Genomic DNA, 15,103 nt, shown 5'->3' with positions numbered 1-15,103 from the left:
GGAGGCCCCGAGGGACATCAACGCCGTGCCGCCGGGACGAAGCGCACCGGCGTCCCCGGCACCGCCTGGGCCGCCCCGGCCAGATCCGCCTCCCTGACCACCGCGATCACCGGGTAGCCCCCGGTCGTCGGGTGGTCGGCGAGGAACACCACGGGCCGGCCGTCCGGAGGCACCTGGACGGCGCCGAGCACCATGCCCTCACTGGGCAGTTCATCGGTGAACGCCCGCTCCAGGGAGGGCCCTTCGGTGCGCAGTCCGATGCGGTTGCTCGCCGACGACACCCGGTACGCGCGCGTGGTCAGCGTGCGCAGGGCCGAGGGCGTGAACCAGTCGGCGCGCGGTCCCGGCGTCACCCGCAGGACCAGCTCGCGGGGTGGCGCGGGGTGCGGGACGGCGTCCACGCGCGCGTGGGGCGCACGATGCCGCCCCAGAGGGATGACGGTTCCGTCCGCGAGCGGCGGTGGGCCGAGCCCGGAGAGCAGGTCCGTGGAGCGGCTGGCGAGCACCGGTTCGACGGCCACTCCGCCGCCGAACGCGACATAACCGCGTACCCCGGAGACGGCCGCTCCGACGTCGAGCAGCGCACCCGCAGGGACCCGCACGGGGGCGCCCCACGCCACCGGGCGGCCGTCGACCGTCACCGGACAGGGCGCCCCGACGACCGTCACCGTCACCGCGCAACGCGGCCGCACGGAGCAGCCGTTGAGCGTGGTCTCCAGGACGGCCGCGTCGGGAGAGTTGCCGACGAGGCGGTTGGCGAGACGGGCCGCGGCCGGGTCCAGGGCCCCGGAGCGCGGCACTCCCAGGTGGGCGTGCCCGGGGCGGCCCTGGTCCTGCACGGTGGTCAGGGCCCCGGCCCGCACGACGGCGAAGGCACGGTCCGTCATCGTTCCTCCGGCCCGTGGGCTTCGGGCAGCGGAACGAAGCGCACCCGCACCCCGGGGGTGAGCAGCGCGGCGGGCACGCGCGCGTGGTCCCACAGCACGGCATCGGTCGTGCCGATCAGCTGCCAGCCACCGGGCGAGGAGCGCGGGTACATCCCGGTGTACGACCCCGCCAGAGCGACGCTGCCGGCCGGGACACTCGTACGGGGTGTGGCCCGGCGAGGCACGTCGTAGCGCTCAGGCAGCCCGGTGAGATAGCCGAAGCCGGGCGCGAACCCGCAGAACGCGACCCGGAATTCGGCCGCCGAGTGAATGCGCGCCACCTCCGTCACCGGCACACCCCAGTGCGCTGCCACGTCCGCCAGATCAGGCCCGTCGTAGCGGACCGGGATCTCCCGTACGTCCTCCGCGCGCGCCGACAGCGGCGGAATCTCCAGGGCGGCCAGCTCCGCGCCGACGCGGCCGGGGTCGTCAAGGCCGTCCAGGAGCACCGTGCGGGCCGCGGGCACGATCTCCCGGACGCGGATCAGGCCGGCGGCCCTGCGGCGCAGCAGCTCGGCGTGGAGCGCCTGCGCCTCGTCACCGTCGGCGAGTTCCACGAGCAGCGCCAGGTCGCCGACCGGAAGCACCCTCACGCGAAGGCCTCCACCCGCACGCCCGCGGCTTCGAGGCGTCCCCGGACCTCCCGGGCCAGGGCCACCGCCCCCGGGGTGTCGCCGTGCAGGCACAGCGAACGCGCGCGGACATCGATGCGCGTGCCGTCCAGGGCGGTGACGGCGCCGAACCGGGCCATGCCCACGGAGCGTTCGACGACGGCGTCCGCCTCCGTGATGACGGCACCCTCACGGCCGCGCGGCACGAGCGTCCCCTCCGGGGTGTACGCCCGGTCCGCGAACGCCTCGGTGACGACGGGCAGTCCGCCCTTGCCCGCCACCTCAAGGAAGCGCGAACCGGGCAACCCGAGTACGGGCAGCGCGTCATCCGCCAGGAGGACCCCCTCGACGACGGCGCGGGCCTGCTCCTCGTCGTGGACGACGCGGTTGTAGAGCGCGCCGTGCGGCTTCACGTACGACACGCGCGTGCCGGCCGCTCGGGCGAAGACCTCCAGGGCGCCGATCTGGTACGCCACTTCGGCCGCGAGCTCATCGGCCGGTACGTCCATGGAGCGGCGTCCGAAGCCCGCCAGGTCGCGGTAGGAGACCTGCGCGCCGATCCGTACCCCGCGTTCGGCGGCCATCTCGCACACGCGGCGCATGGTGGTCGCGTCCCCCGCGTGGAATCCGCAGGCCACATTGGCGCTGGTGACGACGGAGAGCAGCTCCTCGTCGTCGGTCAGGCGCCAGCGGCCGAAGCCCTCACCGAGGTCGGCGTTCAGATCGATCACGGCGTCGGCCGGGGGTTCCGTCATCTACGTAGGTCTCCTGTTCTGCTCGGGGGCCCTCTCAGGCCACCCGGTACTGCTCGTCACGGGCGTCGGTGATGAACATCTGGCCCGGCGCGTGCGTGATCGCGAACGGCGGCCGCGAAGCCATCACCGCGGCCTGCGGTGTCACTCCGCATGCCCAGAACACCGGGATGTCACCGTGCTCGGCGGTCACCGGATCACCGAAGTCGGGCCGGGCCAGATCGTCGATGCCGAGCCCGGCCGGGTCCCCGCAGTGCACCGGACTGCCGTGCACGGCGGGCAGCAGGGAGGTCTCCCTGATCGCCGCCGAGAGGTGCTCGGGCGGCACGTGGCGCATCGACACCACCATGGGACCGTGCAGCCGCCCCGCCGGGCGGCAGGGGCGCGCGGTCACGTACATGGAGACGTTGCGGCCCTGCTCGACATGGCGCATCGGCACGCCGGACTCCGTCAGCGCCCACTCGAAGGTGAAGCTGCAGCCGATGAGGAACGACACCAGGTCCTCCCGCCACCGGTCGACGACGTCCGTGGGTTCGTCGGCCAACTCGCCGTCCTCCCACACCCGGTAGCGCGGCAGATCCGTCCGCAGGTCGGCGTCGGGGGCCAGGGGAGTGGTCCAGGAGCCCGCATCCGTGACGTCGAGCACCGGGCAGGGCTTCGGATTGCGCTGACAGAACAGGAGCATGTCGTACGCCCAGTCGGCGGGCACGGCGATCAGATTGGCCTGGGTGTGACCGGCAGCCCAGCCCGCGGTCGGTCCGCTCGTGCCCGAACGGAAGAGCGCGCGGGCCTCCTCGGGGCGCTGCGATGCCATGGTGGAGAGGCTCACACCAGCTCCTTCCCACGCGTCTCGGGCAGCCCGAACAGCGCGAGCACGGCGATGGCGTAGCCGATCGCACCGAAGACCAGCGCGCCGCCCACGCCCCAGCTGTCGGCCAGGAAGCCCACCATGGTGGGGAAGACGGCGCCCACGGCGCGACCGGTGTTGTACGTGAAGCCCTGGCCCGTGCCGCGCACGGCGGCCGGGTAGAGCTCGCTGAGGAACGAGCCGAAGCCGCTGAAAATGGCCGACATGCAGAAGCCGAGCGGGAAACCGAGCACAAGGAGAAGGCCGTTGGCCCCGTCGGGGATGTTCGTGTAGGCGAGGATGCTGGCCGCGGAGAGGAACGCGAAGAGCGTGATGTTGCGTTTGCGGCCGAGGATGTCGGTGAGATAGCCGCCCGCCAGATAGCCGATGAAGGCTCCGGAGATCAGGAACGTGAGGTACCCGCCCGTGCCGACCACCGTGAGCCCGCGTTCGGTCTTCAGGTACGTGGGCACCCAGGTGGCGAGGGTGTAGTAGCCGCCCTGTACGCCGGTGGACAGCAGCACCGCGAAGAGCGTGATGCGCAGGAGGCCGGGTTTGAAGATCGCGGTGAACGACCCCTTGTCCGCGCTCTTCTTGCGCTCCTCGGCCGCCTCCGGGGCGTCGTGCACGTTGCGCCGCACGTAGACGACGAGCAGGGCGGGCAGCGCGCCGGTCCAGAACATCACACGCCAGGCGATGTCCTCGTCGAGGAACTGGAACACCACGGTGTAGACGACCACCGCGAGTGCCCAGCCGACCGCCCAGGAGCTCTGGATCGCGCCGAGCGTGCGGCCGCGGTTCTTGGCGGTGGCGTACTCGGCGACCAGGATCGCGCCGACCGCCCACTCGCCGCCGAACCCGAGGCCCTGGAGGGCGCGGAAGACCAGCAGAGTCTCGTAGTTGGGCGCGAAGCCGCAGGCGACGGTGAAGACGGCGTACGTGATGACCGTGATCATCAGTGCCTTGACGCGGCCGATCCGGTCGGCGACGACTCCGGCGACCGCGCCGCCTATCGCGGAGACGACCAGCGTGACCGTGGTGAGCAGGCCGGTCTGGCCGCTGTCCAGGTTGAAGTACGCGGCAAGCGCGACCATGGTCAGCGGCAGCGTGAAGTAGTCGTAGGAGTCGAGGGCGTAGCCGCCGAAGGCGCCCGCGAAGGCGCGACGGCCGCGCGGGCCGAGAGCGCGCAGCCAGCCGAACGCGCCGTTGTCGTCGGGGGATTCGCCGTCCACGGGGCGGGTGTCGTTCGACACGGCCTGGGGCGGTGGGGGAGTGCTCATGGGCACCTCGCAGGAGGGGGACGGAGGGTGCGGAGCGGGCAAGGGGTGGGACTCGGGCAGGGCGTGGGACACGGGCGGGGACCGGGCCGTGCTCGACAAGGTAGAGGATCGTTGAACGATCCCTCAATACCCATGTTGTCTCGTTCTTGTATCTGCGATTGAATCCGGTCATGACCGAGGGGATGGCTCAGGGGATGGCCGACGCGAGCGGACTGGCCGACGACCGTGCGCTTCTGGGGCGGACCAGCACCGCGGAGCGGGTCTCGGACATCCTTCGGAGCCGCATCGCCGAGGGGTACTTCCCGCCGGGAGTCCGCCTGTCGGAGGACAGCATCGGCGGCGCGCTCGGCGTCTCACGCAACACGCTGCGCGAGGCCTTCCGTCTTCTCACCCACGAACGGCTGTTGGTCCACCAGCTCAATCGCGGGGTATTTGTCCGAGTTCTCACGATTGAGGACGTGGAGGACATTTACCTCACCCGGCGTCTTGTGGAGTGCGCGGTCGTCCGCGGCCTCGGCGATCCGCCCTTCGCGCTCGACGGACTCGCGAGCGCCGTCGCGGACGGCACGAAGGCGGCCCGCGAGCGCAAGTGGAAGGGCGTCTCCACGGCCAACATCCACTTCCACCGGGAGCTGGTCGCGCTCGCCGGGAGCGCCCGCACCGACGAGGTGATGCGCAGCGTCTTCGCCGAACTACGCCTGGCCTTCCACGTGGTGGACGATCCGCGCCGACTGCACGAGCCGTACCTCGTACGCAATCGGCAGATACTGCAGACCCTCCAGGGAGGGGATGCCGCGGAGGCCGAGCGGCTGCTCGCCGTCTACCTGGACGACTCGCGCCGCGGCCTCGTCGAGGTCTACGGCCAACGCGTCGCGGAAGGCGAGCGGGCGTCCTCCTGACGGTCGGCGGGCAGCGGAAGCGCGCTGTCAGATCTGCGCCGTTTCGACCGTTGTCAGACCGAGGATCTAGTCTGTGCACCGTGACTTCGCCTGCCGTTACGGACACCGCTCCGCCCCAGCTCAGCGCGGGGCCGAGACCCGCTCTGGGCCCGGCCGCCGACGAGGGCCTGGCGCGGCGGCTGCGCGCGCTCGCCTGCACGGCGCCGCTGCACGACCTGGACGTGCGCAAGGCCAACCTCGCGGGCGAGTACTCGGTGTACGCGATGGCGGAAGTGGCCCTCTCCGCCATCGACCTCGTCACACTGAACATGGACTTCGACACGGGCGCCGACCACGAGCAGATAGTGGCCAGACTGCTCCCGCGCGTCGGAGCCCAGGCCCCCCGGCGTCCCGTGGCCGAGCACGAGCGCGTCGCCCGCTGGGTCCTGGAGAACCTGATCAACGTCGGCAGCGTCGACCGCGGCTTCCGCGCCGTGTACGGCACCTTCGCGCCCGACGGCACCTATGTCCGCAGGGACTACGACTTCAAGCTCATCGAAGAAGTGCCCGGGTACGGCGGGGGTGTCTATCTCCGTACGACGGACGAGGCGGTCAACGTCCTCGTGGGCGCCCTCGACACCGACGTCACGAGCGCCCAGATCGCCGCCGAGGTGAAGCTCGAGGTGCTCATCAACCGCGGCCGCCTCGCCGACGCCCAGCTCGCCGCGGAACAGGCGCGCTATCGGACGGTGCAGTATTCGGAGACGCTCCGCAGGGCCCTGGACGCGACCCGGCGCAACGTCCGCGCGGTCGACTGGCTCCAGGCGGTCCCCGACATGATCGCGGAAGCGCTCGACCACGTGGCCGACCGCTACCGCCACGAGAACGCGATCCTGACGAACATCCGCAAGGCACGCGACGAGTCCGAGGACCCCGAGCACAAGCGCCGCGCCGCCGAGCTCGTCGACATCGTCAAGGACTGCATCCGCCGCCACACACAGCTCCAGTCCCGCCTCCTCGAAGCGGGCCCGCTGTTCCGCGCCGAGCAGGACCGCCAGGCCTTCGCGGCCCCCACCTCACGGACCGGCCTCGATCTGTACGGCCAGCTCCTCGCCCCTCTCCTGCCGCTCCCCGTCGAGCAGGCGAGCCGCGTGACCGGCGCGTTCTTCGCGCGCGGGACGGGACTGCGCACCCCCGTCTCCGTACGCGTCGGGGACCTGGTGGACATACTGCTCACGCCGCCGCAGGAGCGCGAGCACCTCGGCATGGAGATGCCCGAGCCCGACCTCATCGCCACCCCCGACGACAGCCGCTTCAGCGATGAGCAGCTCGCCGACGCCATGGAACTGCTCGACCTGCCCGCCGACGCGCCCCGGCGCCTGTCCGGACTGCTCGCCGACGCACGCCGACGCGACACCGAACTGCCGTATCTGGTCGCCCTCCTCGCCGTCCACGCCGCGAGCCCGCCGGTCGGCACCGCCTACCGCCAGGGTGAGGAGAAGCTCCTGTTCGCCGTGGACGACGGCACCGAACTCGACGACCCGGAGTTCGGCGGCGCCGACCTCATCGTGGGCATGGCACTGCTCGACGCCGCCGGCATGGCGGCCGGCCGGACGGAGGCCGCGTGAGCGCTCCCGACACCCGCACGACTCGCACGTACGACCGCCGCAAGGAGCACAAGCCGTGACCGAGCACCCCGCAGAGCACGCCGCGTGGGGCGAGCCGGAGGCCTCGGCGGCGCCCGCCGCGAGTGCCGCCATCACCCCGGCCGACGCCGCCGACGCCGCGCGCCTCGTCGCCTTCGGGCTCCAGCCCAAACTCCAGCCCGCCCGCGACCAGGAGTACGCCGAGCTGCTGCGCCGCTACCGCGAGGACCCGCCGTTCGCGCGGCTCGCCGACGCCGTGGCCGCCGGGCTCGGGCTCGTCGTCCTTGAGGTGTCCCCGCGCGCGGGGATGGCCGTGACGGCCGCCGAGGACTCCGTGTTCGCCGTCCGCATGGGCGACTACGCACGCCGTACGGCCGCCGACTCCACCGACCGCTTCCTGCACGGCCTCGCCCATCTCGCCGTCGCCGCCCTGGCGTTCCCCCGCCCCGAGGACCTCGCCGACGACGGATACATCGGCCGGGTCACGGTCAACGGCGTCGACGCCTTCGTACGTCAGGCCTGCCACCGCCTGGAGGAGCGCGCCGAGGAACAGGGCGAGAACTCCGACCCGCAGACCGACGCCCCCGGTCTGGAGGCCGCCTGGCGGATCTGGGCCCGGCGCAGCTCGACGGGGGCCACCAAGGACGCCCGCCGTCTCGCCGGGTCGACCACCGGGATCATCGGCAAGGCCGTCGCGTTCCTCACCGACTCCGGGTTCCTGCAGCGCACGGGCGACGACTCCGGGGGCACGTACCGCACCACCGCGCGCTATCAGCTGCAGGTGCGCGACATGGCGGGCGGCGCCGCCATGGCCGAGCTCCTGGAGCTCGGCATCGTGCCCGTCACGGACGGGTCCGCGACCCTGTTGCCCCCCGAAGACACGGACGACCTGGAACTGGCCGCCGACGCGGGCCTGCCCTTCCACTCCTGAACGCACTCCTGAAGGCGCCGACTTCCTCGACGTCACCCCGCAACTTCCTGCTGTTCCGCACGACTTACGACGAGAGTCCGCCGCCATGTACGAGCTGTCCCGGGTCCGCCTCTACTCCATCGGCCCCGCCGGTGCGCGCTACGCCGACACCGTGCTTGACCTGCGGGGCGTCGGCGCGGAAGTGCCCGACCCCGCGCCCGCCCAGGCGGAGTTCTTCGAGGACGAGCCGGTCGGCCCGCCGCGCCGCCCGGCGCCCGCGGGCGTGCTCTTCCTGGAGAACGGCGGCGGCAAGTCCGTCCTGCTGAAGCTGATCTTCTCGGTGATGCTGCCGGGCCACCGGAACACGCTGGGCGGCGCCAGTTCCGGAGTGCTGCGCAAGTTCCTCCTCGCCGACGACTGCGGGCACGTGGCCCTGGAGTGGCAGCACACGCTGACCGGTGAGTGCGTCGTCGTCGGCAAGGTCAGCGAGTGGCGCGGACGGCAGGTCTCCAACGACCCGCGGAAGTTCGCCGAGGCGTGGTACTCCTTCCGGCCCGGACCCGGCATGAGCCTGGACTCGCTGCCGGTCGCCGAATCCACTGCCGTACGGCCCTCCGTGGAGGGCGCGTCGGGCGCCCAGGGGCGGCGGCGCACCATGAAGGGCTTCCGCGACGCGCTGACCGAGGCGGGCAAGGCGTATCCCCACCTCGAAGTGCACTGGGAGGAGATCCATGACCGCTGGAACGAACACCTCGGCGACCTGGGCCTCGACCCCGAACTCTTCCGCTACCAGCGGGAGATGAACGCCGACGAGGGCGAGGCCGCGGGCCTCTTCGCGGTCAAGAAGGACTCCGACTTCACCGACCTGCTGCTGCGCGCCGTCACCGACACACGCGACACGGACGGCCTCGCCGACCTCGTCCACGGCTTCGGCAACAAGCTGGGCCGCCGCTCCGAACTCATCGCCGAACGGGACTTCACGGCGGGCTCCGTCGATCTGCTCGGCAGGATCGTCGACGCCGCGGACACACGCTCACGCGCGCGTGACGTGCACACCGGAGCCGAGCGCCGCACGCGCGCCCTCGCCCGCCGCCTCTCCGCGCGCGCCGTCGCCGAGCGGAACAAGGCGGGGGAGCTCGCCGAGCGGGTCACCGCCGCCGCGCAGACCGTCACCACGGCGGAGGAAGCACGCGGCAGGTCCGCGCTGATCTCCGCCGAACTCGCCTTCCGGCACGCCTCCTTGGCGCTCACGGTCGCGGAGAAGGCCGCCGCCGCGCAGCGCCGCGAGCTGGCCGACGCGCGTCAGCTGCACTCCGCCTGGCAGGCCGCCGAAGCCGTCCTGCGCCACCGCGCCGCCGCCGACCGCTCCGCGCGCGTGGCCTCCGCGATCCTGGAGGCCGAGCGGGACGCGGCGCCCGCGCTCGCCGCCCGCTCCAAGGCGGCGGCCGACCTCGTCCGTGTCCTGCACACCGCGGCCGAGGGCGCCGAGTCGCTCGCGAACGAGGAGGAGGAGCGCTCGGCCGCGCTCCAGGAGACCGGCGAGGCCGCACACCGCGACGCCACCGTCGCCGCGACCGAGGCGCAGCGCGCCCGCAGCGAGGCCGGACACCTGCGCCAGCGCCTCACCGAAGTCGAGCAGGAGACCGCGGAAGCGGTCCGCGCCGGCTGGCTCGACGACACCGCCCCGGACGCCGACCCGGCGCGCGCCGCGCTGGCCGCGAGCGACGCCGAGAAGACCGCGGCGGCCGCCTGGGACACCGCCCGCGAGACCTCCCTGCGCGCCGCCGAACACGCCAAGGAGGCAGCCGCAGCCGAGGCCCGCGCCGAACTCACCGCGGCGCGCGCCTCGGACGCGGCGGACGCGGCCGAGCACGCGTACGACGCCGAACGCCGCGCCGCGGAGTCGATCGCCGAGGACGAGCGCCTCGCCGAGCTGCTCGGGCTCCCGGGGGCCGTCTGTCAGGGCGGGGTGCCGCAGCCACGCCGGGGGGCGGGCGAGGAGGCCGATGGGGCCGCTGGTCCGGGTGAGGCAGCCGGGGGAGGATCGCCGGGCGACGCGGCAGCGAGGGGCAGCGCTGCCGGTGATGGCGCACGGGCCGGCTCCGGAGACGGAGCAGGCCGCACCGTCACGGAGACCTCCGGCTCCGCCGCGCGCGCCGGATCTGCCCCTGGAGCAGGCCCCCGCACCGCAACCGGCACCCGCCCCCTGACCGAAGGTCCCCTCTCCCTCACGGAGTTGGACCGCAACGCCGACGACCTCCGCACCCTCCTCGACGACGGGGTCGCGTCCGCCGAGCGACAGCTCTTCGAACTGCGCACCGCCGCGGCCGACGACTCCCGGATCCTGGGCGCCCTCGGCGACGGCGGCCTCCTCCCGCCGGGGCCCGACGTCCTGGCCACCGTCGAGTTCCTCGGCGAGCACGGCATCCCCGCGCTGCCCGGCTGGCGCTACCTCGCGCAGGCCGTCGACCCCGCCGACCACGCGCGCGTGCTCGCCGCAAGGCCCGAACTGGTCGACGGCGTCGTCATCACCGACCCCGCGACGCACGCACGCGCCCGCGAAGCCCTCGCCGGCGCCGCCCTGCTGCCCCGCTCGGCCGTCGCCGTCGGCACCGCTGCCGCCCTCCTCGCCCCGACCCCGGGCGAGGACGTACAGGGCGGTGACGTTTTCCTCGTCCCGCCGAACCCCGCCATGCACGACGAACACGCCGCCGACGAGGAGCGCACGGCTCTGCGCGCACGGGCGGCGCAGCGCGACGAGGAGATCCGGGCGCTCGCCCTGCGCCTCACCAAGGACCGCGAGCTCGCCGCGCGGCTCGCCTCCTGGCGCGGCGGCTGCCCGGCCGGACACATCGAAGAGCTGGCCACCGCCGCACGCGGTGCCCGCGCCTTCGCCGAAGAGGCCGAAGCCGAACTCGCCGAGGCCCGCACGGTCCGGGCCGAGGCCGACGAGGAGGCGGCCGAGGCGGCACGCGCGCGTGACGAGCGGCAGGAGGCCGCCCAGCGGGCGCGGCGCGTCGCCGACGCACTCGCGGGGCTCGCGTTCCGCCTGCGCGAGCGCGCGGGCTGGCAGACCAAGTTGCGCGAACTCGCCGATGACGCCGTCGAGTCGGAGGCCCGCGCCCAGACCTGCCTGGACCGCGCCCGCGCCGCGGACGAGGACCGGCGCTCCGCACAGCGCGCCGCCGACGACGCCCGCCGCACGGCCCGCGCCCTGCGCGCCGAGCGGGCCGAGATCGCCGGCGCCCCCGAGGACCTGCCCGAGGACACCAGCGCCCCCAAGTCGTCGCTGCCCGCCCTCCGCGAGGCCTACCGCGCCGCGTCCCAGCTCTACGAGAAGGTCGGCGTCGGCGCCGACCTGCGCGCCGAACAGGCCCGCGCCGAGAGCGACGAGAGCAGCGCCCTCGCCGAGCTCGACCGCCTCAGCAACAAGGTCCGCACCCGCGCCGCCCTGCTCCTTGAGGGCACGGACGGCTCCGACGGCCCCTCCCGGCAGGCCGCCTCCGCCCGCGCCGAGGCCCAGGTCCAGCTCATCGAGACCCGCGCGTCCGCCGCGAGCGAGCAGCTCGGCAGGCTCCGCGGCGAGGCCGAGCGGCTCGCCCCGCAGGATGACGCCGACGTTCACACCCAGCTCCCCGAAGACCTCGTCCCCGCCGACGCCGAGCACGCGCAGGCCCTCCTGCGCACCGCCACCGGTGAACTGGCCGCCCACACCGAGGCGTTGAGCCGGGCCAAGGACGCGCACGCGACCCTCCTGCACGCCCACCGCGCCACCGAGGGCGCGGCCGGCGGCTTCGACGAGACAGCGGCTCTCCTGCGCGACCTGCTGCGCGAGCAGCACCAGGACAGCGAGGGCGCGGCGGCCGGCGAAGAGCCCGAGCCCTACCCCGGCTCCCTAGAAGAGGCACGTCAGTCCGCGTCCGAGGCCCGGCGCTCCCTGCGCGGCTGCGCCGCCGACCTCTCCGCCGCCGAGGCCGCCGTCCGCGAGGCCAGCGACATCCTCGTACGGCACGCGAATTCGACCCGCTACGAGCAGGTGCGCACCCCGGCCCGCCAGCAGATCCGTGAACTGCCCGCGTCCGCCCTTCCGGAGCACGCCAAGAAGTGGGCCGATGCCTTCGCGCCGCGCCTGCGCGTGCTCACCGACGAGCTGGAGCAGCTGGAGCGCAACCGCGACAGCATCGTGGACCGGCTGCGCGGGCTCGTGGAGTCCTCGCTCGCCACGCTCCGTTCCGCACAGCGCCTCTCGCAGCTGCCCGAGGGCCTGGGGGAGTGGTCGGGCCAGGAATTCCTGCGCGTCCGTTTCGACGAGCCCGACCAGGCGACGCTGACCGAGCGCCTCGGCGAGGTCATCGACGAGGCCACACGGGCCGCCGTCAAGAAGAACTCCGACATGCGGCGGGACGGAATGTCCTTGCTGCTTCGGGGAGTTCAGGCCGCCCTGGAACCGCGGGGCATCGCCGTGGAGATCCTCAAGCCGGACGCAGTGCTGCGCGCCGAGCGCGTGCCGGTCGGACAGATGGGCGACGTCTTCTCCGGCGGCCAGTTGCTCACCGCGGCCATCGCCCTGTACTGCACGATGGCCGCCCTGCGCAGCAACGACCGGGGCCGCGACAAGCACCGGCACGCGGGCACGCTGTTCCTCGACAACCCCATCGGCCGCGCCAACGCCACGTACCTCCTGGAGCTCCAGCGGGCCGTGTCGGACGCGCTCGGTGTGCAGCTGCTGTACACCACCGGCCTGTTCGACACGACGGCGCTCGCGGAGTTCCCGCTGGTCATCCGGTTGCGGAACGACGCGGACCTGCGTGCGGGCCTGAAGTACATCAGCGTGGAGGAGCACCTGCGGCCGGGCCTGCCGCAGCAGGACCCGGCCGAGGAGACCGTGCACGGCGAGATCACGGCGACGCGCATGTACAAGCGCCCGGCCGCCACGACCTCCTAGGAGCTAGGCGAGCCGGCCGGCCAGCCATTCGTGGAAGACACCGATGTGATGCTCGGTCGGCACGAGCACCCCGCCCGCGCGGTAGGCGCGTGACGCCATCGCGGGCTGGGTGCGCTCGCAGGCCTCGAAGTCCTGTTCGTTGACCCGGTGGAAGAGCTCCACCGACTTGCTGAGGTCGACGCCGGACGCGACGACCTCGGGTGCGTAGAGCCAGTCGCACTCGACGACCGTGCGATCCTCGGCCAGCGGGAACATCCGGTGCAGGATCACATGGTCGGGGACGAGGTTGATGAAGACGGTCGGCTTGATGGTGATCGCGTAGTAGCGGCGGTCCTGGTCCTCGGCGACCTCGGGGAGACGCTCGAAGCCCGCGCTGCCGTCGACGGTGAATCCGCTGACCTCCTCACCGAACGACGCGCCGTGCCCGACGTAGTACTGGGCGGCGAAACCGTCCGCGAACTCCGGCAGTACGTCGGTCAGTTCGGGGTGGATGGTCGCGCAGTGATAGCACTCCATGAAGTTCTCGACGATCAGCTTCCAGTTGGCGCGCACGTCGTACGTGACGCGTTGGCCCAGGGCAAGCGACTCGGTTCCGTAGCGCTCGATGGACGCGGTGTCGCCCAGGCGCTCCACGGCGGCGCCGATGACGGACTCCTCGAAGGACGGCGGTTCGTCGGCCAGGCACACCCACACATAACCGAGCCACTCCCGCAGAGCGACCTTGACCAGGCCGTACTCGGTGCGATCCACGTCGGGCATCTTCACCAGGTTCGGCGCGGCGATCAGCTTGCCGTCGAGGTCGTACGTCCATGCGTGGTACGGGCATTGGAGCGCCCGGCGCACCTCACCGGACTCCTGGGTGCACAGCCGGGCACCGCGATGCCGGCAGATGTTGAGGAAGGCGCGCAGCTGCCCGGAGCGGGAGCGGGTGACCAGAACGCTCTCTCGGCCGACCTGGACCGTGCGGAAGGCGCCGGGTTTGTCGAGGTCGGCGGCGCGCACCGCGCAGAACCAGAGCGATTCGAAGACGCGTTCCTGCTCCTGCCGGAAGATCTCGGGGTCGGTGTAGAAGTGGCCCGGCAGCGTGGTCATCAGGCTGGCGGCGGACGGGGCCTCAGGGGTCGTCGTCACGGTGGCGTACTCCTCAAGCGGGCGCGGCGGCAAGGCGGCTGGGGTCGAAGAGCTCGATGGGGTGGTCGGTGGTGCCCCGCAGCGCGAGATCGGCGACGATCTCGCCGACGACCGGCACGAACTTGAAGCCGTGCCCGGAGAACCCGGCCGCGACGGTGACCGACTCCGGGTGGGCCGGGTGGCGGGTGATGACGAAGTGCTCGTCGGGCGTGTTGGAGTACATGCAGGTCGCGGCCTTGAGGAACTGTCCAGGCAGGGAGGGGATATGGGCGCTCATGTGATCCGCCATCGCGCCGATCTCGTGCTCGTGGACCGTGCGCTCGATGTTCTCGGGCGTGCAGGGCGTGCCCTTGCGGAAGAAGGCGACCTTGGCGCCCAGGTCGGGGCCATCGATGGCGGGGAAGCCGTAGACCTGTGTGTCGTCCGCGTCCTCCCAGATGTAGATCGGGTGGTTCTGCGGCAGGAAGGGCCGCACGCCGCCGGTGGGCTGGAACCAGTACATGACCTGCCGCTCGATGGTGAAGGGCACCCCGATGTCGGTGAGGAGCTGCGGCGCCCAGGCGCCGGGACAGATGACCAACTGCCCCGCGGTGTAGGTGTCCTCCGGGGTGTGCACGCGCACGCCGTCCCGGTAGGGCTCCCAACGCGTCATCGGTTCCTCGAAGTGCAGATCGGCGCCCTGCCGCGTGGCGAGCTGCAGATGCGAGGCGACCGTGTTCTCGGGGCGGACGAGCCCGGCCCGCGCCTCGTAGAGCGCCACCTCGTCGTCGCGCGGGCTGAGCGTCGGGAAGCGGCGGCGTATCTCGGGGGCGTCGAGCATGTCGTGGGGGAGGTCCCACTGCCGCGCGGAGAGCAGCGAACCGGACACGGTGCGGCTCTCGGGCCGGCCGATCATCACCCCGCCGCACAGGACGGATATCTCGCGGCCGGTGTCCCGCTCCAGGCGCGCGTACAGCTCGTACGAGCGCAGGAGCAGGGGAACGTACGCCGGGTCCTCGAAGTAGGACTGCCGGATGATGCGTGAACCGCCGTGGCTGGAGCCGCGGTTGTGGACGGGCCCGAACTTCTCCAGACCGAGGACACGGACGCCGCGCGCGGAAAGGTGGTGGGCGGCGGCGCTGCCCATGCCGCCGAGACCGATCACGATCACGTCATAGGTGGGGGACACAGGGCTTCC

General features: G+C 72.7%; 11 protein-coding genes. 4 read left to right on the top strand and 7 right to left on the bottom strand.

Features of this window, described 5'->3' with window-relative positions:
• Positions 1-17: 17 nt before the first annotated feature.
• Genes ACIBCK_RS18885 through ACIBCK_RS18865 form a run of 5 tightly spaced genes read right to left on the bottom strand, consistent with a single transcriptional unit; the run spans position 18 to position 4,416 of the window.
• Positions 18-887 (bottom strand): biotin-dependent carboxyltransferase family protein, encoded by an 870-nt coding sequence (locus ACIBCK_RS18885; RefSeq protein WP_399391606.1) that lies wholly within the window; start codon positions 885-887, stop codon positions 18-20.
• The gene (locus ACIBCK_RS18880) at positions 884-1,519 is read right to left on the bottom strand and encodes an allophanate hydrolase subunit 1 (RefSeq protein ID WP_399391604.1); all 636 of its coding nucleotides are present in this window, start codon (positions 1,517-1,519) and stop codon (positions 884-886) included. Before ACIBCK_RS18880 ends, ACIBCK_RS18885 begins: the two co-directional genes overlap by 4 nt.
• Positions 1,516-2,292, bottom strand: coding sequence for a LamB/YcsF family protein (locus tag ACIBCK_RS18875; RefSeq protein ID WP_399391602.1), 777 nt, complete (start codon positions 2,290-2,292; stop codon positions 1,516-1,518). The genes ACIBCK_RS18880 and ACIBCK_RS18875 overlap by 4 nt, the downstream gene beginning before the upstream one ends.
• A gap of 34 nt (positions 2,293-2,326) precedes the next feature.
• Positions 2,327-3,103, bottom strand: coding sequence for a putative hydro-lyase (locus ACIBCK_RS18870; RefSeq protein WP_399392274.1), 777 nt, complete (start codon positions 3,101-3,103; stop codon positions 2,327-2,329).
• 11 nt (positions 3,104-3,114) lie between these two features.
• Complete coding sequence (locus ACIBCK_RS18865; RefSeq protein WP_399391600.1) at positions 3,115-4,416, bottom strand: MFS transporter; 1,302 nt, start codon at positions 4,414-4,416, stop codon at positions 3,115-3,117.
• Positions 4,417-4,610: 194 nt separating this feature from the next.
• On the opposite strand from ACIBCK_RS18865, the gene ACIBCK_RS18860 reads away from it, so the two are divergent.
• The 4 genes from ACIBCK_RS18860 (at position 4,611) to ACIBCK_RS18845 (ending at position 12,795) form a co-directional block, all read left to right on the top strand.
• Positions 4,611-5,315, top strand: a complete 705-nt coding sequence (locus ACIBCK_RS18860; RefSeq protein WP_399392273.1) for a GntR family transcriptional regulator — start codon at positions 4,611-4,613, stop codon at positions 5,313-5,315.
• A gap of 80 nt (positions 5,316-5,395) precedes the next feature.
• Positions 5,396-6,922 carry a hypothetical protein gene (locus ACIBCK_RS18855; protein WP_399391598.1) on the top strand — a complete coding sequence of 509 codons (1,527 nt, stop codon included), beginning with the start codon at positions 5,396-5,398 and terminating at the stop codon, positions 6,920-6,922.
• Between the two features lie 55 nt (positions 6,923-6,977).
• Complete coding sequence (locus ACIBCK_RS18850; RefSeq protein WP_367039777.1) at positions 6,978-7,871, top strand: hypothetical protein; 894 nt, start codon at positions 6,978-6,980, stop codon at positions 7,869-7,871.
• An 85-nt stretch (positions 7,872-7,956) separates the two neighbouring features.
• Entirely contained in the window at positions 7,957-12,795 is a 4,839-nt protein-coding gene (locus ACIBCK_RS18845) for a hypothetical protein (protein ID WP_399391596.1), read from the top strand.
• A 3-nt stretch (positions 12,796-12,798) separates the two neighbouring features.
• On the opposite strand, the gene ACIBCK_RS18840 is transcribed toward ACIBCK_RS18845, so the two are convergent.
• Both ACIBCK_RS18840 and solA read right to left on the bottom strand, forming a co-directional pair.
• Positions 12,799-13,926, bottom strand: a complete 1,128-nt coding sequence (locus ACIBCK_RS18840; protein ID WP_399391594.1) for an aromatic ring-hydroxylating dioxygenase subunit alpha — start codon at positions 13,924-13,926, stop codon at positions 12,799-12,801.
• A gap of 13 nt (positions 13,927-13,939) precedes the next feature.
• Positions 13,940-15,094: an N-methyl-L-tryptophan oxidase gene (solA, locus tag ACIBCK_RS18835; protein ID WP_399391592.1), complete on the bottom strand. Its 1,155-nt coding sequence runs from the start codon at positions 15,092-15,094 to the stop codon at positions 13,940-13,942.
• Positions 15,095-15,103 lie beyond the last annotated feature (9 nt).

This window comes from Streptomyces sp. NPDC051218 (assembly GCF_044455475.1).
Taxonomy (GTDB): Bacteria; Actinomycetota; Actinomycetes; order Streptomycetales; family Streptomycetaceae; genus Streptomyces.
This window is presented reverse-complemented; position numbering and strand designations above follow the sequence as displayed.

Coding starts and splice junctions, on each gene's coding strand:
- ACIBCK_RS18860 (WP_399392273.1), top strand. CDS start 4,611: ATGGCCGACGCGAGCGGACTGGCCGACGACCGTGCGCTTCTGGGGCGG.
- ACIBCK_RS18865 (WP_399391600.1), bottom strand. CDS start 4,416: ATGAGCACTCCCCCACCGCCCCAGGCCGTGTCGAACGACACCCGCCCC.
- ACIBCK_RS18885 (WP_399391606.1), bottom strand. CDS start 887: ATGACGGACCGTGCCTTCGCCGTCGTGCGGGCCGGGGCCCTGACCACC.
- ACIBCK_RS18875 (WP_399391602.1), bottom strand. CDS start 2,292: ATGACGGAACCCCCGGCCGACGCCGTGATCGATCTGAACGCCGACCTC.
- ACIBCK_RS18870 (WP_399392274.1), bottom strand. CDS start 3,103: ATGGCATCGCAGCGCCCCGAGGAGGCCCGCGCGCTCTTCCGTTCGGGC.
- ACIBCK_RS18845 (WP_399391596.1), top strand. CDS start 7,957: ATGTACGAGCTGTCCCGGGTCCGCCTCTACTCCATCGGCCCCGCCGGT.